26 protein-coding genes and 1 pseudogene are annotated in these 25205 nt (G+C 71.6%); 15 read left to right on the forward strand and 12 right to left on the reverse strand.

The window, feature by feature from the left end; all coding sequences use genetic code 11:
• Positions 1–87 precede the first annotated feature (87 nt).
• The gene (rho, locus tag CXR44_RS33400; protein ID WP_101790145.1) at positions 88–1251 is read left to right on the forward strand and encodes a transcription termination factor Rho; all 1164 of its coding nucleotides are present in this window, start codon (positions 88–90) and stop codon (positions 1249–1251) included.
• Between the two features lie 298 nt (positions 1252–1549).
• On the forward strand, positions 1550–2212 hold the full coding sequence (locus CXR44_RS41375) for a phosphoribosyltransferase (RefSeq protein WP_180903832.1): 663 nt from the start codon (positions 1550–1552) through the stop codon (positions 2210–2212).
• A gap of 138 nt (positions 2213–2350) precedes the next feature.
• Here the strand turns inward: CXR44_RS41375 and CXR44_RS41380 are convergent.
• The 5 genes and pseudogenes from CXR44_RS41380 to CXR44_RS33425 form a co-directional block, all read right to left on the reverse strand.
• Positions 2351–2593 (reverse strand): annotated as a pseudogene (locus CXR44_RS41380) (lysostaphin resistance A-like protein); the annotation flags it as partial.
• Between the two features lie 83 nt (positions 2594–2676).
• A complete protein-coding gene (locus CXR44_RS41385; protein ID WP_245899739.1) occupies positions 2677–3660 on the reverse strand; it encodes a hypothetical protein in 984 nt (327 codons plus the stop codon).
• A gap of 8 nt (positions 3661–3668) precedes the next feature.
• Complete coding sequence (locus CXR44_RS33415; protein ID WP_101790147.1) at positions 3669–4427, reverse strand: ABC transporter permease; 759 nt, start codon at positions 4425–4427, stop codon at positions 3669–3671.
• Entirely contained in the window at positions 4424–5359 is a 936-nt protein-coding gene (locus CXR44_RS33420) for an ATP-binding cassette domain-containing protein (protein WP_101790148.1), read from the reverse strand. The genes CXR44_RS33415 and CXR44_RS33420 overlap by 4 nt, the downstream gene beginning before the upstream one ends.
• Positions 5356–6558 (reverse strand): cytochrome P450, encoded by a 1203-nt coding sequence (locus tag CXR44_RS33425; RefSeq protein ID WP_101790149.1) that lies wholly within the window; start codon positions 6556–6558, stop codon positions 5356–5358. Before CXR44_RS33425 ends, CXR44_RS33420 begins: the two co-directional genes overlap by 4 nt.
• A 146-nt stretch (positions 6559–6704) precedes the next feature.
• On the opposite strand from CXR44_RS33425, the gene CXR44_RS33430 reads away from it, so the two are divergent.
• On the forward strand, positions 6705–7382 hold the full coding sequence (locus tag CXR44_RS33430) for a GbsR/MarR family transcriptional regulator (RefSeq protein WP_245899741.1): 678 nt from the start codon (positions 6705–6707) through the stop codon (positions 7380–7382).
• A gap of 52 nt (positions 7383–7434) precedes the next feature.
• Here CXR44_RS33430 and CXR44_RS33435 read toward each other — a convergent pair whose 3' ends face one another.
• Positions 7435–8526: a flavin-containing monooxygenase gene (locus tag CXR44_RS33435; RefSeq protein ID WP_101790151.1), complete on the reverse strand. Its 1092-nt coding sequence runs from the start codon at positions 8524–8526 to the stop codon at positions 7435–7437.
• Positions 8527–8575: 49 nt separating this feature from the next.
• Between CXR44_RS33435 and CXR44_RS33440 the strand changes: the two genes are divergently transcribed.
• Positions 8576–8917 carry an ArsR/SmtB family transcription factor gene (locus CXR44_RS33440; protein WP_101790152.1) on the forward strand — a complete coding sequence of 114 codons (342 nt, stop codon included), beginning with the start codon at positions 8576–8578 and terminating at the stop codon, positions 8915–8917.
• 282 nt (positions 8918–9199) lie between these two features.
• On the opposite strand, the gene CXR44_RS33445 is transcribed toward CXR44_RS33440, so the two are convergent.
• The 3 genes from CXR44_RS33445 to CXR44_RS33455 all read right to left on the reverse strand — a co-directional run bounded on the left by CXR44_RS33445 (position 9200) and on the right by CXR44_RS33455 (position 11353).
• On the reverse strand, positions 9200–10114 hold the full coding sequence (locus CXR44_RS33445) for a hypothetical protein (protein ID WP_101790153.1): 915 nt from the start codon (positions 10112–10114) through the stop codon (positions 9200–9202).
• Positions 10111–10635, reverse strand: coding sequence for an RNA polymerase sigma factor (locus tag CXR44_RS33450; protein ID WP_101790154.1), 525 nt, complete (start codon positions 10633–10635; stop codon positions 10111–10113). Before CXR44_RS33450 ends, CXR44_RS33445 begins: the two co-directional genes overlap by 4 nt.
• 133 nt (positions 10636–10768) lie before the next feature.
• Positions 10769–11353, reverse strand: a complete 585-nt coding sequence (locus CXR44_RS33455; RefSeq protein WP_101790155.1) for a TetR/AcrR family transcriptional regulator — start codon at positions 11351–11353, stop codon at positions 10769–10771.
• Between the two features lie 199 nt (positions 11354–11552).
• Here CXR44_RS33455 and CXR44_RS33460 point away from each other — a divergent pair, with 199 nt between their 5' ends.
• Positions 11553–12701, forward strand: coding sequence for an FAD-dependent oxidoreductase (locus CXR44_RS33460; protein WP_101790156.1), 1149 nt, complete (start codon positions 11553–11555; stop codon positions 12699–12701).
• 152 nt (positions 12702–12853) lie between these two features.
• A complete protein-coding gene (locus CXR44_RS33465) occupies positions 12854–13636 on the forward strand; it encodes a DUF899 domain-containing protein (protein ID WP_101790157.1) in 783 nt (260 codons plus the stop codon).
• A 44-nt stretch (positions 13637–13680) separates the two neighbouring features.
• Here CXR44_RS33465 and CXR44_RS33470 read toward each other — a convergent pair whose 3' ends face one another.
• Together CXR44_RS33470 and CXR44_RS33475 are read right to left on the reverse strand one after the other, a co-directional pair.
• The gene (locus CXR44_RS33470; protein ID WP_101790158.1) at positions 13681–14418 is read right to left on the reverse strand and encodes a VOC family protein; all 738 of its coding nucleotides are present in this window, start codon (positions 14416–14418) and stop codon (positions 13681–13683) included.
• A 68-nt stretch (positions 14419–14486) separates the two neighbouring features.
• Positions 14487–15329 (reverse strand): LysR family transcriptional regulator, encoded by an 843-nt coding sequence (locus CXR44_RS33475; RefSeq protein WP_180903833.1) that lies wholly within the window; start codon positions 15327–15329, stop codon positions 14487–14489.
• Positions 15330–15401: 72 nt separating this feature from the next.
• Here CXR44_RS33475 and CXR44_RS33480 point away from each other — a divergent pair, with 72 nt between their 5' ends.
• Together CXR44_RS33480 and CXR44_RS33485 are read left to right on the forward strand one after the other, a co-directional pair.
• Positions 15402–16619: an MFS transporter gene (locus CXR44_RS33480; protein ID WP_219602143.1), complete on the forward strand. Its 1218-nt coding sequence runs from the start codon at positions 15402–15404 to the stop codon at positions 16617–16619.
• A gap of 204 nt (positions 16620–16823) precedes the next feature.
• Positions 16824–17447, forward strand: a complete 624-nt coding sequence (locus CXR44_RS33485) for a DsbA family oxidoreductase (RefSeq protein ID WP_101790160.1) — start codon at positions 16824–16826, stop codon at positions 17445–17447.
• Positions 17448–17511: 64 nt separating this feature from the next.
• On the opposite strand, the gene CXR44_RS33490 is transcribed toward CXR44_RS33485, so the two are convergent.
• Complete coding sequence (locus CXR44_RS33490) at positions 17512–18132, reverse strand: TetR/AcrR family transcriptional regulator (protein WP_101790161.1); 621 nt, start codon at positions 18130–18132, stop codon at positions 17512–17514.
• 162 nt (positions 18133–18294) lie between these two features.
• Between CXR44_RS33490 and CXR44_RS33495 the strand changes: the two genes are divergently transcribed.
• From CXR44_RS33495 to CXR44_RS33525, 7 genes are all read left to right on the forward strand, one after another.
• A complete protein-coding gene (locus tag CXR44_RS33495) occupies positions 18295–19359 on the forward strand; it encodes a hypothetical protein (protein WP_219602145.1) in 1065 nt (354 codons plus the stop codon).
• A gap of 183 nt (positions 19360–19542) precedes the next feature.
• Positions 19543–20766, forward strand: a complete 1224-nt coding sequence (locus CXR44_RS33500; RefSeq protein WP_101790162.1) for a cytochrome P450 — start codon at positions 19543–19545, stop codon at positions 20764–20766.
• A 10-nt stretch (positions 20767–20776) separates the two neighbouring features.
• Positions 20777–20971 carry a ferredoxin gene (locus CXR44_RS33505; RefSeq protein ID WP_101790163.1) on the forward strand — a complete coding sequence of 65 codons (195 nt, stop codon included), beginning with the start codon at positions 20777–20779 and terminating at the stop codon, positions 20969–20971.
• A 96-nt stretch (positions 20972–21067) separates the two neighbouring features.
• The gene (locus CXR44_RS33510) at positions 21068–22258 is read left to right on the forward strand and encodes an NAD(P)/FAD-dependent oxidoreductase (protein ID WP_101790164.1); all 1191 of its coding nucleotides are present in this window, start codon (positions 21068–21070) and stop codon (positions 22256–22258) included.
• A 293-nt stretch (positions 22259–22551) separates the two neighbouring features.
• Entirely contained in the window at positions 22552–23556 is a 1005-nt protein-coding gene (locus CXR44_RS33515) for a carboxymuconolactone decarboxylase family protein (protein WP_144070182.1), read from the forward strand.
• A gap of 61 nt (positions 23557–23617) precedes the next feature.
• The gene (locus CXR44_RS33520; protein WP_101790166.1) at positions 23618–24025 is read left to right on the forward strand and encodes a hypothetical protein; all 408 of its coding nucleotides are present in this window, start codon (positions 23618–23620) and stop codon (positions 24023–24025) included.
• A 134-nt stretch (positions 24026–24159) separates the two neighbouring features.
• Positions 24160–25194 carry a substrate-binding domain-containing protein gene (locus CXR44_RS33525; RefSeq protein WP_219602153.1) on the forward strand — a complete coding sequence of 345 codons (1035 nt, stop codon included), beginning with the start codon at positions 24160–24162 and terminating at the stop codon, positions 25192–25194.
• The last annotated feature ends 11 nt before the right edge of the window (positions 25195–25205 follow it).

The following is a 25205-nucleotide window of genomic DNA, read 5'->3' on the forward strand; positions in this document are numbered from 1 at the left end:
GCCGCCTGCCGGGACTTCATCGCGTCATGCCCATCGGGCCGAACCACGCGCACTCTCCAACACCCACTGCCGTCCCAAGGACACACCATGACCATCACCACCGACAGACGTTCGAAGAGAACCATCACGACCGCCGCCCCGGCAGCCCCGAAGGGCCCGGTTGCCGAGAGCGAGGTCACCGGGCTGGTCGACATCCGCGACGACCGGGCCTACCTCAGGACGAACGGCTACCTCCCCGGCGAGCACGACGTCCGCCTGCCCGCCGTACACGTGAAAGCCCTCGACCTGCGCGCGGGCGACCTGATCACGGCGACACTGCGCCGGCCCCACGGCAAGCCCGCCGAGGTGATGTCGATCGACCATCTGGACCCGGGCGGGCCGCGGCGGCACTTCGCCGACCTGACGCCCGTCCATCCCCGGCGTCGCCTGCTGCTGGAGACGGAATCGTCGACCACCCGCCTGATCGACCTCGTCACCCCGGTCGGACTCGGGCAGCGCGGCCTGATCGCCGCGCCGCCGAAGACCGGCAAGACCATGGCGCTCAAGGCCGTCGCTGACGCGATCGCGACGAACCATCCCGCCGTCCACCTCATGGTGGTGCTCGTCGGCGAGCGTCCCGAGGAGGTGACCGACTTCCGCCGGCAGGTGCGCGGCGAGGTCATCGCCTCCACGTTCGACCAGGCGGAACGCGACCATACGGCGCTCGCCGAACTGGCGGTCGAGCGGGCCAAACGGCTCGTCGAGCGCGGCCGGCACGTCGTCGTCCTCCTGGACTCCTTGACCCGGCTCGGCCGGGCGTACAACGTCGTCGCCCCCAAAGGCGGCAGGACGCTGACGGGCGGCATCGACGCGTATGCCGCGCAGCGGCCGAAACAACTGTTCGGCGCGGCCCGGGCGACGGAGGAGGGCGGGTCGTTGACCATCCTGGCGACGGCGCTGGTCGAGACCGGGTCGCGGATGGACGACTACCTCTTCGAGGAGTTCAAGAGCACCGGCAACATGGAGTTGCGGCTCGACAGGGCTCTCGCCGAGCAGCGCATGTTCCCCGCCGTGGACGTCTCCTCCTCCGGTACGCGCAGAGAGGAGATGCTCCTCACCCGCGAGGAGCGGGAGATCGTGTGGAGGCTCAGGCAGGTGCTCGCCGGTCTGAACCGGGAGCAGGCGCTCACCGGGATCCTCGATGGCGTGCGCACGTCACCGTCCAACGCGGCCTTCCTCCGGAAACTCGCGCTCTCCCATGCCCAGCGCTGAAGCGCGCTTCGAAGGTTTCGCCACACATCGGTGATCACCTGCCGACGGGGGCCGGCGCAGCGGTCCGGAGCGTCCTGGGAACGTCCGCATGACCTCACCGGCATGGAGCCGGATCAGGTGGCCGGCGGAGGGCGGAGGATCGACCAGATCTCGGCGGCTCGCGGACGGCTTCTTTGCCGTGAAGTCCGAGATCGGCGCCAGGCGCGGGAAGCAGAACCGGTGCGCCGCGCGTCGGTCCACGTCCAAGGGGGTGCGAACGTGCAGGTCAGTGCAGTGATGTCCGAGGCAGGTGTGCCACGTGTTCGCTGATCGTCATGATGCGGGTGTGCGGCTGGCCGAGCGGCTGGCCGGGCTCGTCACCGAGAAGAACGTGGTCGTCCTCGGGTTGCCCAGGGGCGGCGTGGCCGTGGCCTTCGAAGTCGCCCAGGCGCTGGGCGCACCGCTGGATGTGATCGTGGTCCGCAAGCTCGGGGTTCCGTTCCAGCCCGAACTGGGGTTCGGCGCGGTCGGAGAGGGCGGCGTACGTGTGATCAGTCCCGGTGTCGTCCGGATGGCGCATGTGACCGAGGAGCAGATCGCTGCCGCCGAGAAGCGCGAACGGGCCGAGGTCCTGGCCCGTGCGCGCCGCTTCCGTGGTGACCGAGCGCCGGTCGAGCTGGCCGGACGGACGGTCCTCATCGTGGACGACGGCATCGCCACCGGTGGCACGGCCCGCGCCGCCTGCCTGGTGGCCCGGGCGCGGGGAGCCGCGCGAGTGATCCTGGCAGTGCCCGTCGGAGCGCCGGACACGATCGCGAGCCTGCGCGCGGACGCCGACGAGGTGATCTGCCTGGAGACGCCTGCCGACCTGTGGGCCATCGGCGTCTGGTACGCCGACTTCACCCAGACCACCGACGAGCAGGTGCTCGCGCTGTTGCGGCGGGCCACGGCCGCGCGCGCGGCGGAGGGCGGCGACCCGTGAGCCCACCTGTGGCGGCGCCGGCGGGCACACCCCTCGCCGGCCGGGCCCGCCCAGGTCAGATGGCTTGACCGGCGTCAGCCCCAGCACTCCTTGGTTGACGATGGCCGAGGGCAGATCTGCGGGAAGGTGCCCCGTGCCTTGGATGCCGACATGCCAGGCCGCCCACAGCAGGGACGTCAGGACGATGGCGGGCCGGCGGCCGATGACGTGCTCCCATCGGGTCTGCAGCCAGCCCCGGTAGAAGACCTCTTCGAGCAGGCTGTTGACTGCGAACACCACGACGACGGTGAGCACCAGCGTGCCGGGGTCGACCCTCGCCGCGTAGTCGCTGGACGGCACGGCCAGCGGACCCGTGTAGGTGAGGACGAGCCAGGCGGTCACCGGTGCGCTCGTTCTGAGCCATCCGACCTGAACTGCGGACTCCGGCTTCCTCCGCGGTGGGGAGAGAACCAGGCACCGAGCGATCAAGGTGGCGGAGCGGTGCGGCGGAGCCGTACCACCACGAAGGCGAGCAGCCCGAGAGCGGCCAGTGCGAAGACCGCGTTGCCCATGAGGTCCACATGCGCGGGCGCCGGGAAACTTGGCGGCTGGGGGAAGCCGTGCCATGCGTAGGTGACCAGGCCGGCAGCGCTCAGGGCGAACCTGTGCCAGGGTCCCCAGCCCGTGCGCCGGGACCAGCGCAGGACGAGCAGCGTCATCGTGGCGTAGAGCGCGAGGTAGAAACCGACTGTGATCCACGCGGGCACGATGGACTCCAGCTTGATTCCCGCCATGGCGAGCAAGCTGGGGTGCCAGAACGCCAGCCCGGCCGCGATGGTGATCGCGAAGACGGTCCACGGGCCGGCCGGTGCGGCCGGGAGGAGAGGGCGGCGGAATCGAGCGGACAGGAACGCGGCGGTGATCAAGGTGACGGCTGTGATCAGCGTCCAGGCGATCTGAGCGGCCGACAACGGGTAGCCGGCCGGAGCCAGGGCCATGGGCACCGCGCCGCCCAGCACGAACAGGACGGCTGCCCCGGTGAGGCCGGCCCTGCCGAGCCAGGGCGTGTCCGGCCGGCGCGAGCCCGCCTCCACCATCGAGATCGGCACCGCGATGCTCCACACCCCGTGGATGGCCAGGACGAACACGGTCCAGTAGGCGCCGATGCCCAGTGCCGGGATGAACCCGTAGTCGAGCAGCCGCAGCCCGACATAGTCGGGATCGAACAGCGACCGGGTGAGCAGGCCCTCCTCGATCACGGCATAGGCGAGCCCGAGCAGGATGATCCCCGGCCACCCCAGCCGCCACCGGCGGGCGACCTCACGGATCAGCAGCGCGCCACCGCCGTAGAGCGGAATCAGCCCGATGATCACCGGTAGGGCGTTGATGGCGATGTTGCCCAGCAGGTACTCGCCGACCAGCGGCGCGAGAACCAGCAGGCCGAGTGCTGGAAGAATGCGTTTGAACACGTCTGTCCTCACCGGTTGTAGAGCCTGCGTGCCCACAGGTATCCGCCCAGCGCGATGGCCGCGCTCCACAGTGCCGCCGCTGCGAAGCTGGATCCCGCGGGCTGCCCGGCCAGTAGCGCGCGCAGGGTTTCGATGACCGGTGTGAACGGCTGGTGTTCGGCGAACCAGCGCAGCGGGCCGGGCATCGACTCCGGCGGGACCACGCCGCTGCCCAGGAACGGCAGCAGCATCAGCGGCATCGGCAGGTTGCTGGCCGTGGCCACGTTCTTGGTGACCATGCCCAGCGCGGCCGACAGCCAGGTGATGGCGAAGGTGAACATCGCCAGCACGCCGATTACCCCGAGCCAGTCCAGCGCGGAGGCGGCGGGGCGGAAGCCGATCAGCAGGGCCGTCAGCGTCACCGCCGTGATCGCGATGAAGTTCTGGACCAGCGCGCCGAGCACGTGCCCGGTCAGGACCGAGACGCGGGCGATGGCCATGGTCTTGAATCTGGCGACGATGCCCTCGGTCATGTCCATGGCAACCGAGATCGCTGTCCCCTGCGCGGCGCTTGCGATCGTCATGATCATGATGCCGGGGGTGATGTAAGCGGCGTAGGCGGCGCGGTCGCCGCCGATCCCGGCGCCCATGATGCCGCCGAGGACGTAGACGAACAGCAGCAGGAGCACCACTGGGACGCCCGCGTAGGTGAGGATCAGTGTGGGGTAACGCCACATGTGCCTGATCTGGCGGCGCAGCATGGTCGCGGAGTCGGTGATCGCTCTCATCGGGAGGACTCCTCGGTCAGGGCGAGGAAGACGTCGTCCAGGTCGGGTGTGTGCACCGACAGTTCAGCGACGTCGATGGCCTGTGCGTCGAGCCATTCCAGGAGTTTGCGCAGCGTGCTGACGCCGGTGTCGGGGATCTGCACCGTGAGGGACTCCTCGTCGCGTGAGGTGGCCCTCAGGTGGGAGGCCGCCCTGAGGTAACCGTCGGGGTCGGCGAAGCGCACGACGATGTGGCCGCCGGGGACCATGCGCTTGAGCTTCTCGGGGGTGCCTTCGGCCACCAGCCGGCCCTGGCTGAGCAGGGCGATACGGTCGGCGAGTTCGTCGGCCTCCTCCAGGTATTGGGTGGTCAGGAAGATGGTGACGCCGTCCTGCTGGACGAGGTCGCGGACGATCTGCCACATGGTGCGGCGGCTGCGCGGGTCCAGGCCGGTGGTCGGTTCGTCGAGGAAGATGAGCTTGGGAGTGCCGACGAGGGTCATGGCGAGGTCGAGCCGGCGGCGCATGCCGCCCGAGTAGGTGACTGCGGGCTTGCGCGCGGCGTCGGTGAGGTCGAAGCGCTCCAGCAGTTCGCGGACGCGCCTGCGGCCCTCGGCGCGGCCGAGGTGGAGCAGGTCGGCCATGAGTCGCAGGTTCTCCTCGCCGGTGAGGAAGCTGTCGACCGCGGAGAACTGGCCGGTGACGCCGATCGTGGCACGCACCTTGTCGGGTTCCTTGGCCAGGTCGTGCCCGGCCACCCAGATCTCGCCGGCGTCGGCCTTGGTCAGGGTGGACAGGATCTGCACTGTGGTGGTCTTGCCGGCGCCGTTGGGGCCGAGCAGCGAGAAGACGGTGCCCTGCGGGATGGTGAGGTCGATGCCGTCCAGGACGCGGTGGGCGCCGTAGGACTTGCGCAGCCCCGTCACCGAGACGAAGGCCCGCGTCGCCGTCACCGCTGGTCCCAGGTGACGGGCAGGCTGTGCACGCCGTACACCTGCGAGGGGTCGGTGCGCAGCGACAGGTCCTCAGCCGGTACGGCGAGCCGCAGCGTCGGGAAGCGCGTGAGCAGGGCGGGAAACGCGACGCGCATCTCGACGCGGGCGAGCTGCTGACCGAGGCACTGGTGGACGCCGTGGCCGAAGGCCAGATGTCCGGCGGCCGAGCGGCGCAGATCGAGCACGTCGGGGTCTGCGAACCTGGCCGGGTCCCTGTTGGCGGCGTTGATCGCGATGATGACCGTGTCGCCCGCCTTGAGCTGCCTGCCGCCGAGTTCCGCGTCCTCCAGCACGCCGCGCATGCCGGTGGCGGCGACGGACAGGTAACGCAGCAGCTCCTCCACGGCGCCGGCGACCAGGTCGGGGTCGCCGCGCAGGGCGGCGAGCTGGGCCGGGTTGCGCAGCAGGGCGAAGGTGCCGAGCGCGAGCATGTTGGCGGTGGTGTCGAGCCCGGCGCCGAGCAGGAACGCGGCCACGCCGCCGAGCTCCTCGTCGGTCAGTTCGCCGCCGGTGGCCAGATCGCTGAGCAGGTCGTCGGTCGGCTCGGCCCGCTTGGCGAGCGCGAGCTCCAGCAGGTAGGCGCCGAGCTCGACGAAGGCGGCGTACTGCGCGCCTGCGGTGTCCGACAGGGCCCGGGTGAAGCTCTGGAGCCGGTCGCGGTCCTCGTACGGCACGCCGAGCAGCTCACAGATCATCAGCGCTGGAACCGGCTGCGTGAAGGTCTCGACGAGGTCGGCGGGCGGCCCCTGCCGCTCCATCGCGTCGAGCCGCTCACGGGTGATCTCGGTGACCCGCTCGGTGAGCAGGTTCATCCTGCGGACGGTGAACTTGCCGGCCAGCAGCCTGCGTAAGCGGGTGTGCTGGGGTGCGTCCATGCCGGTCAGGTCACCGACGGGGGCGGGCGGCAGGTGCCCGCCCGCCAGGGGGTGGTAGTGGGTCTCGTAGCGGGAGCTGAACCGCGGGTCGGCGAGGACCTGGCGAACCAGGTCGTATCCGGTGATCATCCAGACGCCGGGGGCGCCCTCGGGCGCGGCCAGGCGGGCGATCGGCTGCTCTGCGCGCAGGGCGATGAGCGAAGGGGCGGGATCGAAGGGGCACGCGGGTGCACGGTCCAGGGACAAAGTGACCGGCTCCACGCCATAGTTAGCGTTTGACATGATTGAAAGCTACGTTGCTTTCAAAAATTTCGTCAATCAATCGATACGCTTTAATCCAGGTCGAAGCCAATAAATTGATGCGTTGGCGCTGAGGCTGAATGCAACGATACGTTGCATTGTCTGGCACCGAACGCAATACTGGCGTCATGCCAGAAGGAAGGTTGACCCGGCAGGAGCGCCAGCGCATCGCGACCGGCCTCGCCGAAGGCCGCTCCTACGCCGAGATCGCCAGGCGGCTGGACCGGCCGACCTCGACGATCAGCCGCGAGGTCGGCCGCAACGGCGGTCCCAGCGACTACCGCCCCGAGCGTGCGCACCACGCAGCGGCGCGGCGGGCACGGCGCGGCACCCCGGCACGTTCACCCGAACCCCAGGACCGCACGGCCTTGGAGGTGGAAGAGGGAGCCGTCGAGCTGGCGGTCGGGATGGGCCTGCCGAAGATGGTGGCGCGCGTGCTCATCGGGTTGTGGCTGAGCGAGGAGGGCAGGCTCACCGCGGCCGAGCTGGCGCGCGGGCTGAAGGTCAGTCCCGCCTCGATCTCCATGGCGGTGGGCTACCTGATGCGGCAGGGGCTGGTCAGGCGCGAACGTGATCCGCAGCGGCGGCGCGACATCTACGTGGTCGACGACGACGCCTGGTACCACTCGACGGTGATCAGCGCGCGGCAGACGCTCGCGGCGGCGGAGATCACGAAGGCGGCGGGGCGGACGCTCGGGCTCGACACGCCCGTGGGACGCCGCCTGGCCAGGGGCGGTGCGTTCCTGGAGCGGATCAGCCTGGACGCTCTGGCGTCGGCCGAACGCTGGCGCGACCTCCCGCCGTGATCAGGGATGGTGCCCCGTACTCCCAGTGACGCCGCAGGTGAGCCGTCCACCGCTACACCCCGACCCGAGATCGGCGTGCGCCGAGGCGGCTCCGCAGCCTGCGGACCAGGTGGCGGGCGTCGCGGCCGACTCCGCGCAGAGTGTTGGAGGCCGGGTTGCGCTGCCATTCCAGGCCGAGGAAGCCCAGTCCGGGATGGGTGGTGGAAAGTCCCCGGTCGTGGCGTGGGTGGCCGCGCTCGTCGAGGGCGCCGAGCCCGTCAAGGTAGGGCAGGTGGGGCCGGTATCCGGTGGCCAGCAGCACGACGTCGACGGGCCGGCGGCTGCCGTCGGCCCACACCACGGTGTCGCCGTCGAGGCGGGTGAACATGGGGCGTCGCTTCAGGCGCCCGTCGCGCAGTGCTTGGCGGTAGATGCCCTCGTCCAGGACGGGCACGGTGGGCGTGGTCTTGACCAGCCGGGCGGGCAGCCGGTCGAAGCCGGTGACGCCGAACCAGAAGTGCAGGTCCTTGCCGAGCGGGCGCTGGTCGACGAAGCGGATCGGCTCGCGGGTGGCCAGCGTCACCGTGGCGAGCCGGGCGAGTTCGTGGGCGATCTGGACGGCGGAGTTGCCAGCGCCGACCACGATGATCTGCTTGCCCGCATACGGCTCGGGGCTGGTGTAGGCGGCGGCGTGCAGGATCCGCCCCGTGAAGCCGGCCTGGCCTTCCAGGCGCGGTAGGTACGGGTTGGCGAAGGATCCGCCGGCACTGATCACGCCGGGCGCGCTGAGCGTGGTGCCGTCGGCCAGGCGAACCACGAATCCGCCGTCGTTGGTCTTCCCGCCTGCTTCGACGGCGACGACGCGGGCACCGGTACGGATCTCCGCGCCTGAGCGGCGGAGGGCGCGGGCGTAGCGGGCGAGGTAGTCGACGACCTCGTCGCGGTGCGGGTAACGGTCGGGATCACCAGGGAAGGCCATGCCGGGCAGCGAGCTGTAACGGGCCGGGGAGAACAGGGTGAGGCTGTCGTAGTAGCGCGGCCACGAGCCGGTCGCCTGCTCTGTCGCTTCCAGCAGCACGGGCGTCAGGCCGGCGTCCAGCAGCGTTCGGGCGGCGGCCAGGCCGGACTGGCCGCCGCCGATGACGATGATGTCCACGCCACACATCATATCCTCAAATCTAGAAATGACAATATGATGGGGGTGGGGTGATGCTATGACCATGAGCACGGACGGGATCGAGCTGACCGAGGCGGCACGCGGGTTTCTCAAGGCGATGGCCAGCGATACGCGCCAGCGGATCCTGATGCTGTTCGCCGGCGGGATCGAGCTCACCGTCAACGAGGTGGCCGAGCGCATGGGGCTGGCACAGTCGGCCGCCTCCACCCACCTGGCCACACTGCGCGACGGCGGGGTACTGGTCGCGCGCCGGGAATGGAAGACCGTCCACTACCGCGCCGACCCCGCCCGGATCGGCAGGGCCTTGGCCGATCTGCAGGTCAGCCTGCAGGCGTGCTGCCCACCCGAGAACTGTTCCGCGCAGCCTGCCTGCGACTGAGACGCTCGCGCCGCCCGGCTCACGAGCAGCCGGCCGGCCTGGCCGCGCCCGGCCTCCGGTGAAGTGCGCGGCCGGCCTCCCCGTACGGGAAGGCGACCCTCCGGGCCGGTCAGCCGGGCAGCGGTTCGCCCAGCAGCCTGGAGACGCGGGAGCGGATGTCGTCGCGGATGGCCCGGACGGCCTCGACGCCTGTCCTGCCGGGTCGTCGAGCTGCCAGGGCACGCGGGGCCGCCACGCGCCGCCGGGCCGCCGGCGCCGCGGCGGCACTCGGGCCGTCCTCGGTCAGCCGCCGGTCAGTTCCGGGGGCTTGGGGCCGCCGTAGACGGGGTTCTTGGCCAGGCGCTTCTCGGTGACCAGCAGGCGGACGACGCCGGGCTGCTCGGCCTCGGCCTCCCAGACGATCCAGTCGTCCGCCACCGGCTCGTGGCGCGCACGCGGGTCGACGCCGTAGCCGTTGCCGTCCTCGTTCGGGTCGATGACCTGGAAGACGACGCGCAGGCCGCGCAGGCGGGCCTCCGCGACGACCTCCCCGACCGGGCGCTCGTCCACCCGGAAGCCCGCCAGCATCTCCCCCTTCCGGGTCGCCGCGCCGGACGACTGGTACCTCTCCCCCGGCCGGGCCGCCCGCCCCAGGTACAGGACGCCCTTGCCGGTGAAGTCGCGGCCGACCGTCACCTTGAGCCGGCACTCCCCCTGCCCGAACGTGCAGCCGGCCGGTTCCCGGTCGCCGCCGATGCCCTTGCTCCGGCCCTGGCCACCGCTGAAGCCCATCCGCACGATCCGGCCCACCTGGCTGGGCGAGACGGGCAGGAGCCGCATGTCGATGTCCAGCCCCACGGCCCGGAACGCCTCCGCGTACTCGTGGTGCCGGGCGAACGGGTCGCGCACCTCGGCGACCCAGTAGTCGCCCCGCAACTCGATCTCCATCGCCGCGTTGGCGAACGACGTGGCCGTCCCCACGCGTTCGCCCAGCAGGCCGGGACCGGCGGCGACCGCGCTCACGACCGCCGCCGTGACGAGCGCGCCGGCGAGAAGACGCCTGGCCCGGCGGCGCCGCGGCCGCGCGCCGCGTTCCCGGACGGCGCCGGGATCGCCGGTGGCGGTGATGGCCGCCAGCAGCGTACGCGCCCCCGCGCCGGACGCCCGGCCTGCCAGGTCCTCGTCACGGACCCTGGCGAGCTGCCTCAGCTCGTTCATGTCGACTCCACGGGGATGTGAACGGTGACGCCCGCACCCGCGAGCGCCTTGGAGAAGCGCCTGCGCGCCCGGTAGAGGCGGATGCGCGCGGCGTTGCGCGAGCAGCCGAGGACCCGGGCGATCTGGCCCGCGTCCAGCCCTTCCCAGGCGACCAGTGACAACAGCTCACGGTCGGCCTCGGGCAGCCGGCGGAACGCCACCGCTATGGCGCTCAGCTCGAGGACGCTGTCGGGGGTGTGGGAGTACAGGTCGGCCACGTCGGCCTCGAGCACCGCCGACCGCGTCCTGGCCGCGCCGCGGCGGTGGTTGGCCAGGACGTTGCGTGCCACGCCGTACAGCCAGAGCCGGGCCTGCTCGCCCGGCGGGAGCGCGTCCACGCGCCGCCAGGCGATGGCGAACGTCTCGGCCACCACGTCGGCGGCGTCCTCCGGCGCATCGCAGCGGCGTACCGCGTATCCGAGGATCTGCTCATATGTCTGTGCGTAGACGGCCTCGAACCGGGTCTTCCGGTCATCATCCACGGGCGGTCCCCATGGCCGGCCTCCTCTGTCGGGGACGATCGAACATCCCCTACATGTCGGCCGATGCGCCGTCATTTCACCAAAAAGCTAGACACGAGGTCGGCGGTGTCCCCTCCCCGCACGGACCCTGCGGTCATCGGCCGGGCGGGCGCCAGCCGTGTGCGAGGAGGTCGAAGATCTCCTCGACGGCCGTCCGAGGATCCTGCCGGCCACGGGTGAGTGCCGGTATGTCCAGAACGAACCGGGCGAGTGCGCGGCAGACGATGTTGTCGTGACTGACGCCGGCGTCATCGGCGATGGCTGTACTGAGCGCGGCGGTGTGCCGGGTCCACATACGCTCGGCGTACTCCTGCAGCGCAGGCGTGGAGTCCACGAGGTCGGTGAATCCGGCCCGTAGCGGATGGGTCGCGACCGGGAGCCAGGATTCGAGGACGTGCCGGCGGAGCGCCTCGACGACGCTCTGGCCGGCGGGGCGTCCGCGCACCGCGGCGATCAGTCCCGCCTCCCGGTCCTCGTCCCGGTCGAAGACCAGTGCCTCCTTGCTCGGGAAGTGCTTGAACAGCGTTGTGGTCGACACATCGGCCGCTTCGGCGATGTCCCTGATGCTCACCCGGTCGTAGCCGCGCTCCAGGAACAGCCGCAGGGCGGCGTCGGCGATCGCTTGTCGCGTGGCCGCCTTCTTCCGTTCACGGCGACCGACGACAGGTGACGTGTCCATGCCCCCACCCTATCCAGAACGCGGACACGGCAAATAAGTGGACTGGTTGCACTTTTTAACTGGTTCTGCTTTTCTGGGCCTGCGGGGGTCGCCTCCAGCTCTGGGGTCCCCGAGGGACGAGCCCCACGCGCCCCGGTCAGTCACGTCCGCGATCCCGCCGCGACCCGCACACCGTCATGAACGAGTAGGGAACCCCTCCATGAACTCACCAGCACCGGCCGCCGCGAGGATCAGCATCGTCGGAGCAGGCCCCGGCGGCCTCACCTGTGCCCGCATCCTGCAGCGGCACGGCATCCCCGTGATGGTCTACGATCGCGACCCGCACCCGGCGGCGCGCAACCAGGGCGGCACCCTCGACCTGCGTGCCGACGACGGGCAACTCGCCCTGCGCGAGGCCGGCCTGATCGACGGGTTCTTCCGGCTGGCACGTCCGGAGGGACAGGAGATGCGTCTGCTGGATTCGAGGGGCCGGATCGTGGGCCACCACGTCCCGGCCGAAGGCGAGCTCCACAAGCCCGAGATCGATCGGGGCCAGTTGCGCGATCTGCTGCTCGACTCGCTGGAGCCCGGGACCGTGCGGTGGGGCCACGCCGTCGAGAAGATCAGTGGCCCGGTCGACGGGCCACGGCGGGTGCACTTCCTCGATGGCACGACCGTCGAGACGGACCTGGTCATCGGTGCCGACGGCGCGTTCTCCCGAGTCCGCCCGGCTGTTTCGCCGGCCGCGCCGCGGTACACCGGGGTCAGCTTCCTGGAGGCCTGGTTCCAGGACGTCGAGCACGCGCACCCCGACCTCGCCGCGCTCGTCGGCCAGGGCAGCGCCACCGCGGCCGACGGCGCCCGCGCTCTGTTCGCCCAGCGCAACAGCGGCGACCACATCCGGGTCTACATCATTCAGCGCCTGCCCGCCGACTGGATCAGCGCGAGCGGTCTGCGCGTCGACGACACCGCCGGGATCCGTGCCCGGCTGCTCGACACCTTCTCCGGCTGGTCGACCCCCATGCTGCGGATGATCGCCGACAACGACGGACCGTACCTCGATCGCCCGCTGTACGCTCTGCCTGTCCCGCACACCTGGGAACACTCCCCGACCGTGACCCTGCTCGGTGACGCCGCCCACCTCATGCCCCCGCTCGGCGTCGGCGCCAACCTGGCCATGCTCGACGCCTGCGAACTCGCCCTCGCGCTGGCCGGCTCCGCCACGGTCGGCGAAGCCGTCGCCACCTATGAGAAGACCATGCTCCCCCGCGCGACGGACGCGGCCCGGAGCCTCGAGAACGGCGCCGAGGCCCTGCTCGAGCCGCACGACGACGACGCGATCGCGGTATTCGGCCCGCCCCGGCGCTGACCACCCGACCGAGGTGGCGGAGCGGCCGGCTCCGAGGGGCCGCGCCGATACGCCGTCGTGGTCGCGGCGATGAGTTCCGGCCGGGTCGCGGGTCTCTTCTCGCACAGGGCGTCGTACGACACCGCCCCCCACGAGAGGCCACGGAGGACACCATGACGGCCACCCCACATGACCCGGCCACCGCGCTGCCCGGCCGGCCGGCCATCGTCGACCTGGCGACCTGGCAGGCCGCCCGTGACGAGCTTCTGGTCCGCGAGAAGGCCCACACCCGCCAGGGCGACGCCCTCGCCGCGGCCCGCCGCCGGCTGCCGATGGTGGAGCTCGACGGGACGGTCGAGGTCGTCGGACCCGGCGGCCCGGTCCCGTTCCTGGACCTGTTCCAGGGCCGCGACGAGCTCGTCGTCTACAAGCACATGTGGTACGACGGCGCGCCGCACCAGGGTCAGTGCGAGGGCTGCACCACCGCGGCCTGGCACCTGAAGGACGCCGTCTACCTCAACGCGCGCGGCGTCTCGTTCGCCGTCCTGACCTCGGGCCGGTGGGACGAGGTGGCCTCCTACGTGGACTTCATGGGCTACACCCAGCCCTGGTACTCGGTGCGTGACGTGGACGCGCCGGTCGGCGGCAGTATGGGGTCCATCACCTGCTTCCTGCGCGACGGCGACCGCGTGTTCCTCACCTACTCCACGACGGGCCGTGGCAACGAGCCGGTCAACGGGTCTTTCGGCCTGCTCGACATGACGCCGTACGGCCGCGGCGAGGCGTGGGAGGACAACCCCGACGGATGGCCCGAGGGTCGCCATCCGTGCTGGTACTGGCGCTCGGACGCGGACGGGAACGCCACCTGGGGCGCGACCAGCCGCCCCGTGCCGCAGTGGACCCGCCCCGGCGCGACGCCCGTACAGACCCTCGGCCGGCGCGGCCACCACCACTGACAGGACATCCTCGGCGGCCCCGAGCGGAGCCCGGGGGCGCGGTGTCAGGCCGGGGTGAGGAGGCAGAACTCGTTGCCCTCCGGGTCGGCCAGGACCGTCCACGGCACGTCGCCCTGGCCCAGGTCCACGTCGGTGGCGCCGAGAGCCCGCAGCCTGGCCGCCTCCGCCGCATGATCGTCACCGGGGTACGGCCGGAGGTCGAGATGGGTGCGGTTCTTCACGGTCTTCACGTCGGGCGAGCGGAGAAACTCGAGGTACGGGCCGACGCCCTTGGCGGAGCGCAGCACCGCGTGATCGTCGGTCACCTCGTGCAGGGCCCAGTCCATCGCCTCGCCCCAGAACCTGGCCATGGCCCGCGGATCCACGCAGTCGACCACCACCGCGGCCATCGGCCCGGTGTCCTGATAGATCGGCCGGGGCTCCAGCACGCAGAACTCGTTGCCCTCCGGGTCGGCCAGGACCGTCCACGGCACGTCCCCCTGGCCCACGTCGGCCGGCGTCGCGCCGAGGTCCCGAAGGCGCGCGACCAGCTCCGCCTGATGGGCCGCGGAGGTGGTGGCGAGGTCGACGTGCACGCGGTTCTTCACCGTTTTGGGTTCGGGGACGCGAAGGACGTCGACGCAGACGGCGGACGGGTCAGGGTAGGCGAAGTCCACGGGTTCGACGTTGGTCACGCCGGGTCCCTCACTGGTGACGCCCCAGCCGAGCGCCTCCGCCCAGAACCGGCCGACCACGGAGTCGTCCCGAGCGTTCATCGCAATCTGAACCAGCCGCGTTGCCATGCCGCCGATCCTATTCCCCCGCGCATCCGCCTCCCCTGATCAGGTACTGCGTGAGACGTCACCGCGGCTCACAGCATCCGTCGCAGGGCGGTCTCCACGGCGTCGACGAGCGCGTCGCCTTCGGTGCCGGGGTGGCGGGCAAGGCCGAGTTCGACGTCCGGCAGAGCAGGCAAGGCGTCCGCGTCGTGGCAGGCCATGGCCGGCTCGAGGTTGGCGGGCATGAGCGCCGCGACCCCGAGCCCGGCCCGGAGCGCGGCGAGCACGCCGACGAGGCTGTTGCTCTCGAACGCCACCCGCCAGCGGCGCCCGGCGCCTTCCAGCGTTTCCAGCACCGACGTCCGCCAGGCGCACGCGTTCGAGAACAGCACGACCGGCAGCGGATCGGCGTCGGCGGCGACCCCCTGCCCCATCGCCCAGACCAGCGGCAGACGCACCGTCCAGCGCGGCGGCCAGGGAAGATCCGGGATCTCGTCGAGGACGAGCTGGACACGGCCCGTGTCATAGGCCTCCCGCATCGTGGCGCTGGACAGGCTGAGCACCTCCAGCGTCGCGTCGGGGTGCAGCCGCGCGAGGTCGGCGAGCGCCTGCGGAAGGCGCGAAGCGGCGAGATCCTCCAGGAGCCCCACGCCGCAGTGCCCCGTGAGCGCCCGCCCTGTCTGGGCGAGCGCCTGTGCCGACAGCGCGAGAATGCGCTCGGCGTAGGGCAGCAGCTCCTCGCCCGCCCGGGTCGGCGAGACGCCGGACGGCGCCCGGTGCAGCAGCGGACTGCCGACGGCCCTTTCGAGCTTGCGCAACTGCTGGCTGAGCGCGGGCTGGGTATGGCCGAGCGCCGCCGCCGCCCGGCTGATGCTGCCCGCTCGTACGGCCGTGACGAACGACCGCAGCAGCGCGGTCTCGAGATCGCGTGCCATAAGCATTCATTATGCCTGGTCCAACTGATTGACGACTTCCTATGGCCAGGGGGGCGACCTAGCGTCAGACCGGTGACCAGTTTTCGACAGGTGCTCGCGGTGCCGGGGATGACGCCCCTGCTCGGCATCTCGCTGCTCGCTCGTGCCGCGATCACGGCGGACGTGACGGCGCTGACGATGTACGTCGTGCTCGCCCTCGACATGAGCTACGCGGCGGCGGGAGGCGTGGCGGCGGCGCTCACCGCCGGTGTCGCGCTGGGCGGGCCGCTGCTGGGCCGGATGATCGACCGGCGCGGCCTGCGCACCGTGCTGCTGGCCACGGTGGTGCCGCAGATCGTGTTCTGGCTGACCGTGCCTGTGCTGCCCTACGCGATCCTGCTGGGTGCCTCCTTCGCCGCCGGTCTGCTGATGGTGCCGGTCCAACCGGTGACCAGGCAGGCGATCGCCGCCATGACGACGGCGGGGCAGCGGCGGGCGGCGTTCGCGCTGGAGGCGGTGGCGGGCGAGCTGTCGTACATGGTGGGCCCGGCGGTGGTGATCCTGTGCGCGGCGACGCTGTCCCCCGGCGTGGTGGCATGGGGCGTGGGCGCCGCGATCGTCGCCGGCGGGGCGGGGATCGCCCTGCTCGACCCGCCGCTGCGGGCCGAGGACGAGGCGGGCGGCGACGCGGCGGACCGGCCCCGGCGCCGGGAGTGGCTGGGGACGCGCATGGCCGCCGTTCTGACGATGGGGTTCGGCGCCACGATGCTGCTCGCCGGCATCGACCTGGCCATCATCGCCACCCTGGAGGAAGCGGGTCAGGTCTCGTGGGCGGCCATGGTCGTCGCCGTGCTCGGGGTGACGTCCGTCGTGGGCGGCCTGGTGTACGGAACGCTGGCCCGGCCGCTGCCCACGTGGCTGCTGCTCGGCCTGCTCGGGCTGGCGACGGTTCCCGCCGGACTCGCCCGTGACTGGCCTTGGCTCTGTGCGGCCGTCATCGCCGCCGGGCTGCTCACCGCACCCACGCTCTCCACGATCTCCGACGCGGTGAGCCGGCTGGCGCCGGCCGGCGTGCGAGGCGAGGCCACCGGCCTGCAGTCCTCGGCGCTGAGCGCGGGCTTCGCGCTCGGCTCCCCCGTCGTGGGATTGGCGATCGACGCGTCCGTGCCGGCGGGCGGCTTCGCGGCGGCCGGCCTGGCCGGCCTGCTCGCCGCCCTGACGGGATACCTGCTCTCGCGCCGGTCACCCGCCCCCGCGCCGTCCCCGTCGCCGACCCCCGAGCCGCGCGACGCCGTCGCGCCTACCCCTTGACGTCCGGCTCGGTACGGCCTCCCGAAGCCACTCCCTCCGCACAGACGGTTGATCTCAACTGTGGTTGAGCTTGCATGATGGCGGCCGGGGCATCGCCCCCGCATCCGGCCTTGTGAGGAGTGTGCCCGTGAGCACGGATTCAGGTTTCCGCTCGACCATCGACCACACCTTGATGGCTTCGAGGGCGAGCGAGGGACCACGTTCATGAAGCTCGAGATGTACGCCGATGTGCTGTGCCCCTGGTGCTACATCGGCAAGAGACGCCTGACGGCCGCCCTGGCCGGGCAGCCCGGCCGCGACAGCATCGAGATCGTCTGGCGCGGCTACGAGCTGGCGCCGGACGAGAGCCGGACCCCGGGCCCGACCGCCGCGGAGGCCATGACCGGCTGGTGGGGCGAGCAGGCGCCCGTCCGCATCGCCCGGATCCGGTCGCTCGGCGCGGCCGAAGGCCTGGAGCTGAACCTCCACCTGGCCCGCCCGGTGAACACCTTCGACGCGCACCGCCTCGTCAAGCTCGCCGCCGACCACGGCCGCGCCGACCACATGATGGAGCTGCTGCTGCACGCGTACCACACCGCTGGGGACAACGTGGCCGACCCGCGGGTCCTGCAGCGGCTGGGCGGCGAGGCCGGGCTGGACACCGAGGACGTACGCGCGGTCCTGGACGGCGACGACTACGCCGGCGACGTCCACGCCGACCGGCGCCGCGCGGCGCAGCACGGCGTCACCAGCGTGCCCAGCCTCGTGATCGACGGGCGCCCGCCGGTTCCCGGAGTCCAGCCGGTCGCCGATCTGCGGGTGCTCCTGCGCAACGACCCGACCGGCTGACCCGCCGTCCCGATCGACCCTGACCAGCCGGGCCGACGGACAGCCCGTCACACGATCTCCTCCGTCACCCCGGCCGCCCCGTGCCCGCGATCTCGTCCAGGGAGAGCGGGCCGGTCAGGTAGCGCTGGACGGTGGGCGCGACCACGGCCACCACCTGGCCGGCGGACATCGAGGCCAGCGGGTCCACCTTGAGCATGTAGCGGATCATGGCCAGGCCGAGCAGTTGCGAGGCGGTCAGCAGGGCGCGGATCTCGGCGTGGTCGCCGGACAGGCGGCGAGTGACCGGGCCGAGCAGCTCTCGGCTCGTCAGCTCCTTCAGCAGCTCGGCCGCCGCCGGCGTGGCGGCGGCGGCGTGCAGCACGGCCGAGAGGTCGGGGCCGTGCGCCGGGTCCTCCCACACCTCCAGGTATTTCGTCACGAGCCGTTCGCCGATGTGCGCCTCGTCGCCGTCGAAGGCCCCGACCAGCAGCGCGACCGGCAGGCTGGTGTTGATCGCGGCACTGAACAGCCCGTCCTTGTTGCCGAAGAAGTGCATCACGAGGGCGGGATCGACCCCTGCCGCCCGCGCCACGCCCCTGATCGTCGTGCCGCCGTAACCATGTGCCTTGAAGGACTCCATCGCCGCCTCCAGGATCTCCTGCCTGGTCTGCGGGTTTCCCGGTCGTCTTCCACGTTCGTCGGCCATGGGGCTATTCAACCATGTGGAATTGCTCTACCGTAGAATTCAACACCGATGAAGTCATCAGGTGGTGAAAGTCGAGCACGGGGAGACGTCCCGCCATCGGGCAAGCGCGTACCGGCTCGCCCGGTCACCACGTGCCTCACCCGTTCTTCTGGAGGAGTAGCCATGGCCGCTCAAGCCGCCCCGGCAGCCGCCACGCCACCGTCGCCCTGGTCGACGGTGGCCAGGGCAGTCGTCCTTCTCACCGCGATCGTCTCCGTGATGCTCATCGCCTTCGCCTGGCCGTCGGTGCGTGCGTCGGTGCACGATGTGCCGATCGCCGTCGCCGGGCCGGCCGCCGCGGCCGAGCGCATCCGCACCGCTCTGGACCTACGCCTGCCGGACGGCTTCGAGATCACCGAGGTCGCCGACACCGCGGCCGCCGAACGATTGATCCGCGACCGGGAGGTGTACGGGGCGATCGACGTCAGCTCCGGCACCCCGCAGGTCATCATCGCCTCCGCCGGCAGCGCAGCGGTCGCCCAGACCCTGCAGGGCGTCGCGGCCGCGCTCGGCCAGGCGCAGGCGCCCGGCGCCGGTCCGGCGGCCGCCGTCCGCGATCTCGCCGCGCTGCCGGCCGACGACCCGCGTGGCGCCGGTCTGGCCGCCGGAGCCCTGCCCCTCGTCATGGCCGGACTGCTCGCCGTGCTGCTGCTGACCAGACTCGTCAGCGGCACCGCCCGGAGGGTCACCGGAGCGCTCGCCTTCGCGATCACCGGCGGCCTGGCCGCGGCAGCGATCCTGCAGTTCTGGCTCGGCTCGCTCACCGGCTCCTACTGGGCCAACAGCGGCGCCATCGCCCTGACCATCGCGGCCACCGCCCTCAGCATCCTCGGATTGGAGGCACTGTTCGGACTCGTCGGCTTCGGACTCGGTGCCGTCACCATGATGCTCATCGGCAATCCCCTGTCGGGTACCGCGACCGCTCCCGAGATGCTGCCCGGCTGGTCCGGCGTCCTCGGTCAGCTGCTGCCGCCCGGGGCCGGCGGCCAGCTGCTGCGCTCCACCGCCTTCTTCGACGGCCATGGCGCCACCCACCCCGTCACCGTCCTCGCGGCCTGGCTCACGGTCGGGGCGATGCTGTGCCTGGCCGGCGGCCTGCGCGCACGCCGCGGCCCCGCTGTCGGGGCGCGACATGTGCGGACGGCCGCACCCCCCCACTCCTACGCGCCGGCGACCCCGCGAGGTTGACGGCCCTCCGGGCACCGCTCGGCGGTCCCTGGTCGGCTCGGGGTCTGGATGTGGCCCGGAAGGAGGACGTCGTCGTCCTGTGCGGGGACAGCCCGGCAGGTCGGGGGTGGCCGGTACGAGTTACGTGGGCGAGGTCACCGGCGGGCACTGCACGTCAGTCAGGTCTATCACTGGAGGTCATCGATGATGGAAAGCGTCACCGGCGAGTCGGCCGATGTGGAACTGCCGGTCGAACGTGGCTGCCCGTTCGCCCCGCCCGCCGAGTACGAGCGGCTGCGCGCGCGGGCGCCGATCAGCAAGATCCGTCTGGCCGGCGACGGCGAGGCGTGGTGGGTGTCCGGGCATGACCAGGCCCGTGCCGTTCTCGCCGACTCCCGTTTCTCCTCCGACAGGCGCAGGGACGGCTTCCCGCTCTTCACCCTCGACGCGGAGACCCTGCGGCAGCTCCGCAGCCAGCCGCCGCTGATGCTCGGCATGGACGGCGCCGAACACTCCGCGGCCCGCCGTCCGGTGATCGGCGAGTTCACCGTGAGGCGGCTGGCCGGGCTGCGCCCGCGGATCCAGGAGATCGTCGACCGCTTCGTCGACGACATGCTCGCCACCGGCCGGCGGCCGGTCGACCTGGTGCGGGCGCTGTCCCTGCCGGTGCCGTCACTGGTCATCTGCGAACTGCTCGGCGTCCCCTACACCGACCACGACTTCTTCCAGAGCCGCACCGCCATGATGGTCAGCCGGACGTCGCCGGAAGACCGCCGGCGAGCCCTCGCCGAACTGCGCGCCTACATCGACGACCTGATCACTCGCAAGGAGTCCGAACCCGGCGACGACCTGTTCGGCCGGCAGATCGCCCGGCAGCGCCAGGAAGGCGCGCTCGACCACGCGGCCCTGGTGGGCCTGGCCTTCCTGCTGCTGACCGCCGGGCACGAGACCACGGCGAACATGATCTCGCTCGGCGTGGTCGGGCTGCTCACCCATCCCGACCAACTGGCCCTGGTCAAGGCCGACCCGGACAGGACGCCCATGGCCGTGGAGGAGCTGCTGCGCTTCTTCTCCATCGCCGACGGGGTCACCTCCCGGCTGGCGACCGAGGACGTGCAGATCGGCGGGGCGCGCATCAAAGCCGGCGAGGGCGTCATCGTTTCGATCCTGTCGGCCAACTGGGACCCGGCGGCGTTCGAGGACCCGGCCGAGCTGGACGTCGAACGCGGTGCCCGCCACCACGTCGCCTTCGGGTTCGGCCCGCACCAGTGCCTCGGCCAGAACCTGGCCCGGATGGAGCTGCAGATCGTCTTCGACACGCTGTTCCGCCGCATCCCGACCCTGCGGCTCGCCGCACCGGTCGACGAGCTGCCGTTCAAGAGCGACGCCGTCATCTACGGCGTGCACGAGCTCCCGGTCACCTGGTGAGGAGGGCCTGATGCGGATCAAAGCGGACACCGGCCTCTGCGTCGGCTCCGGCCAGTGCGTCCTGACCGTCCCGGCCGTGTTCGACCAGGGCGACGACGGCATCGTGGTCCTGCTGACCGACCGCCCCGACGACGAGACCGCGGCACGGGCGCGGCACGCCGTCACCCTCTGCCCCTCGCGAGCCCTGTCCATCCTGCGGGAGTAGGCGCGCCTCGGACGGACCACGCGCTCGCGCCAAGAGAGGGCTACGCCCTCACCCCGTCCCGCTCAACTCACCGAAAGCAAAGGACAGGAGCACCACATGAAACACCGCATCGTCGTCCTCGGCGCCGGCTATGCCGGCGCCTACGTGGCCGGGAACCTGGCCCGCCGGCTGTCCCGGGCGGACACCGAGATCACCGTCGTCAACGCCGTGCCGTACTTCGTCCAGCGCATGCGGATGCACCAGCTCGTGGCCGGCCAGGACGTGAAGGCTCCGCAGCTCGCCGACGTCTTCGCGAACACGGGGATACGGCTGTGCCTGGACCGTGTCACCGCCCTCGACCCCGAGCGCCAGGTCGCCACCGTGGCCAACGGCGGCGAGCTCGGCTACGACACGCTTGTCTACGCGCTCGGCAGCCAGGGCGCCGACCACGGCGTCCCCGGCGTGGCCGAGCACGCCTTCGACGTCGCCGCCCGGCCGTCGGCGCTGCGCCTGCGCGAGCGCCTGGACACCCTGGACAGGCGGCGCGAAGGCGGGAACGTGGTGGTCGTCGGCGACGGGTGGACCGGCATCGAGACCGCCACCGAGATCGCCGAGTCCCGGCCAGGCCTGTCGGTGACGCTGGTCGCCCGCGGCGAGCTTGGCGCCCGGCTCGCCGCCGGAGCCCGCCGCCACCTGCGCCGGGCCTGCGACCGGCTGGGCGTCACCGTCGTGGAGCACACCAGCGTCGAAGCCGTCGAAGCGACCCGGGTGCTGTGCTCCGACGGCACCGCCCTGGCCTCCGACGCGACCGCGTGGACGGCCGGGTTCGCGGTCAGCCCCATTGCCGCCGCCGCCGGACTGGAGGTCACGAGGAACGGTCAGGTCGTCGTCGATCGCACCATGCGGTCGGTTTCGCACCCGAACGTCTACGCCATCGGCGACAGCGTCTGTGCCGTCGGCGACAACGGCCGGCCGCTCCCGATGTCCTGCGCTTCGGCGGGGTACACCGGCAATCAGGCCATCCAGGCGATCGTGGCACGACTCACCGGCCGCGAGGTCACCAGGACCAAGCTGGTCTACACCTACAACCACATCAGCCTCGGGCGGCGGGACGGGATCCTGCAGACGTTCGATGACCGAGGACAGCCGAAGCCGAAGTACGAGGGCGGCTGGAAACCCGCACGGGTCAAGGAGGGCATCATCAAGACAGCGCTCTGGTCCACCTCGCACCCGACCTTCGGCCTGCCCAGGCGCAGGCGCCACCTGGCCACCGTGCCAGGTCTGTCCGCCGAGAATGCGGTCGTGTAACCTGCTGGCCGGCGTGGACAGCACCGTCACTGGCTGTTGCGTGCGCGTGCGTCGCGTGCTGCCCCCCGGGTGCGTTGCCGGTGAGATGCGGCTCTTCCGCAGTGACGTGTCGATCTGCCTTGCCATCGTGATGCGACGGCCGCGCCATGTGGGCACTTCCGGTGCCGTAGCCGTGGGGGGACGTACGGCGGCGGGAGTAGCGCGAACCGTCTTCGGTCGTACGACGACGGCGGCCGGCACGGGCGGCACGATCGGGACCGCGATCGCACACCACCCGTCGAAGGGCACGATCCATGCCGTCATTGGTACGCCACGTCATCCCCGTTTCCCCGAACCGCGCCCATGGCCTGGTGGCCGAGGTCTACGCACAGGTCAACGCCGAGTTCAGCAGCATCGGCCCGGCCGTGATGATGATGTCCCCGTCCCCTGAGCTGATGGCGGCCGGCTGGTCGCTGATGCGCGAGGCCCAGCTGGCCGGCGGTGTCCCGGCACTGGACAAGGCCCTGGTGGCACTGGGCGTGGCCCAGGCCAACGACCTGGAGTACGACGTCCAGGCCTTCCTGGCCGTGCTGCGCCTCCTCGGGCGGCCGGACCTCGCCGACGCCGTCGAGCGTGGCGGCCGGCCTGCCGATCCGAGCCAGGCGGCCCTGCTCCGCTGGGCGGTCGCCACCGGAGGTGACCAGGTGGAGGCGCCGTTCTCCGGCGACGGCACCGCCGAGTATGTCGGTACGGCGCTGTTCACGCACTTCATCAACCGGGTGGCGGCGGCCATGCTGCCCGCCGGGCTCACCCCGGGCAGCATGGCCGCCGACGACGAACCGCCGTTCGAGGGCGCCCCGGTCCTGCGTGACCTGGACCAGGACCTGCGCCCGGGTGCCACCCTGCCGCTGTTGGACGGGCTGCCTGCGGGCAAGGAGCCGGCGTGGGCCGGCGGCCTGCCGATCGGCACGGCGTACGCCGCCCTCGCCGCCACCGCCGCGCAGGGCGCCGGGCTGCTCACGTCCGCCACCGCGCGGGCGGTGGCCACGACGATGGCCGAGCACCGCGGCCGCCGCCGCGCCGCCGGTGACTGGGTGGACCGGCCGCTGACGGCGCTGACGGAGCAGGAGCGAGCGGGGGCGAAGGTGGCGATCCTGGCGGGGCTGGCGCCCGAGGCGGTGACCGACGAACAGGTCGCCGCCTGGCGCGCGACCGACCGGCGCCTCAGCGACCACTGCACAGTGTTCCTGCTGGCCTACGGCGCCATGGCCGCCGTCAGCCACATCGAGGCCGACATCACCGCCGCACTCGCCGCGTAGGAACGCTCGACGGCGCGTCGGGTACGTCCGAACATCGACCTTCTCCCACCAAGGAAGCATCATGGGCATCAATTCCGAGCGTGACCTCGCCGACTTTCTGATCACTTACACCCGGGACATGGCTGCCTCCGACGAGGACCCCGGCGCGATCCTCGACCGCTACTTCGTCCCGGACTTCGAGTACCGCAACGACGGGCTCGTGATCGACCGGCAGCGCATGATCGATCACGTCCGCCCTGTCCGCAGGAACGTCGACAAAGAGGCGCTGGCCTCCGACGAGTGGGCCGGTGCCGAGATCCACGAGGCGCTGGTCTCGGGCGACCGGATCGCCGCCCGGTGGACCCTGCGCACCAGGTTGCGCAGGGGCAGGACCTTCGTGGCGGAGATCTACATGTTCGGCCGGCTGGCGCCGGACGGCCGGATCCGCCGGATCGACCAGATCAGCAGGCGGGTGGAAGAACCGGAATGATCGAGGCGGCCGAATGGTGATGCCGCAGGCACCGGCTTCGTGCCGCACCCCGGTGCTCTGATTGAACGAAAGTATTCGTTCACAATCGAAAGCGCTGCCGCTAGGATTGCTCCATCGAGCCAGAAGGAGCCGCCGTGTTCGCCGAGCAACGCCATGAACTAATCCTGCATGAGGTGCGCGAGCGCGGCTCGGTCCGCCTGGCCGAACTGGTCGACCGGCTGAACGTCTCCATGGTCACCCTGCGCAGGGACGTCGAGCAGCTCGCGGCGCAGGGGCTCGTCAAGCGCGTACACGGGGGCATCACCAGGCCGGACACCGTGCCGGAGGCCTCCCCGAGGCGCTCGCTGGCCATCGGCATGCTGGTCCCCTCGGCCTCCTACTACTTCCCCGCCGTCATCAGGGGGGCCCGCGAGCGGGCGGAGCGGCTGGGGGCGCGGCTGGTGCTGGGCGTCTCCTGCTATGACGACGACGAGGACCGCACGCAGGTCAAACAGCTCGTGGACGGCGGCATCGAGGGGCTGCTGCTGACGCCCAGCAGACAGCCCGACGCCTCGCACGAAGCCTGGCTGGCGGAGCTGGAGGTGCCGGCGGTGCTGGTCGAGCGGCGGGCCGAGCTGGGCGGCCCGGCCTCGCTGCTGGACGCAGCGGCCTCCCACCACGCCCATGGCGCCTACCTCGGCACCAGCCACCTGGCCGGGCTCGGCCACCGGAGGCTGGCCATGGTGTCGCGGGTCAGCCCGACGGCCCCGCGGGTGCGCCACGGGTTCGTCTCCGCCGTGCGCGACCTGGGGCTGGAGGAGCCGGCGCACCTGGGCATGGCGCAGGAGGGGCCCACCCGTGAGCAGGTGGCCGAGGTGGTGGCGGCCATCAGGGGCGGCGTCACGGCGCTGCTCGTGCACAACGACGAGGACACGCTCCTGCTGGTGCAGCACCTGCGGGCGGCCGGGGTGCGGATCCCGGGCGAGGTGTCGATCGTGGCCTACGACGACGAGGTCGCGGCGCTGAGCGACCCGCCGTTGACAGCTGTCGCGCCGCCCAAGAGAGCGGTCGGGCAGTGCGCCGTCGACCTGCTGGTCAGCCGGATCGAGGAGGGGCCCGAGTATCCGGCCCGCCAGGTCGAACTGCTGCCCGAGCTGCGCGTCCGGGAGTCCACGACCGCCCTGCGCTGACGCCCCGGCCG

It is taken from the genome of Nonomuraea indica, assembly GCF_002850745.1.
Classification (GTDB): Bacteria; Actinomycetota; Actinomycetes; order Streptosporangiales; family Streptosporangiaceae; genus Nonomuraea; species Nonomuraea indica.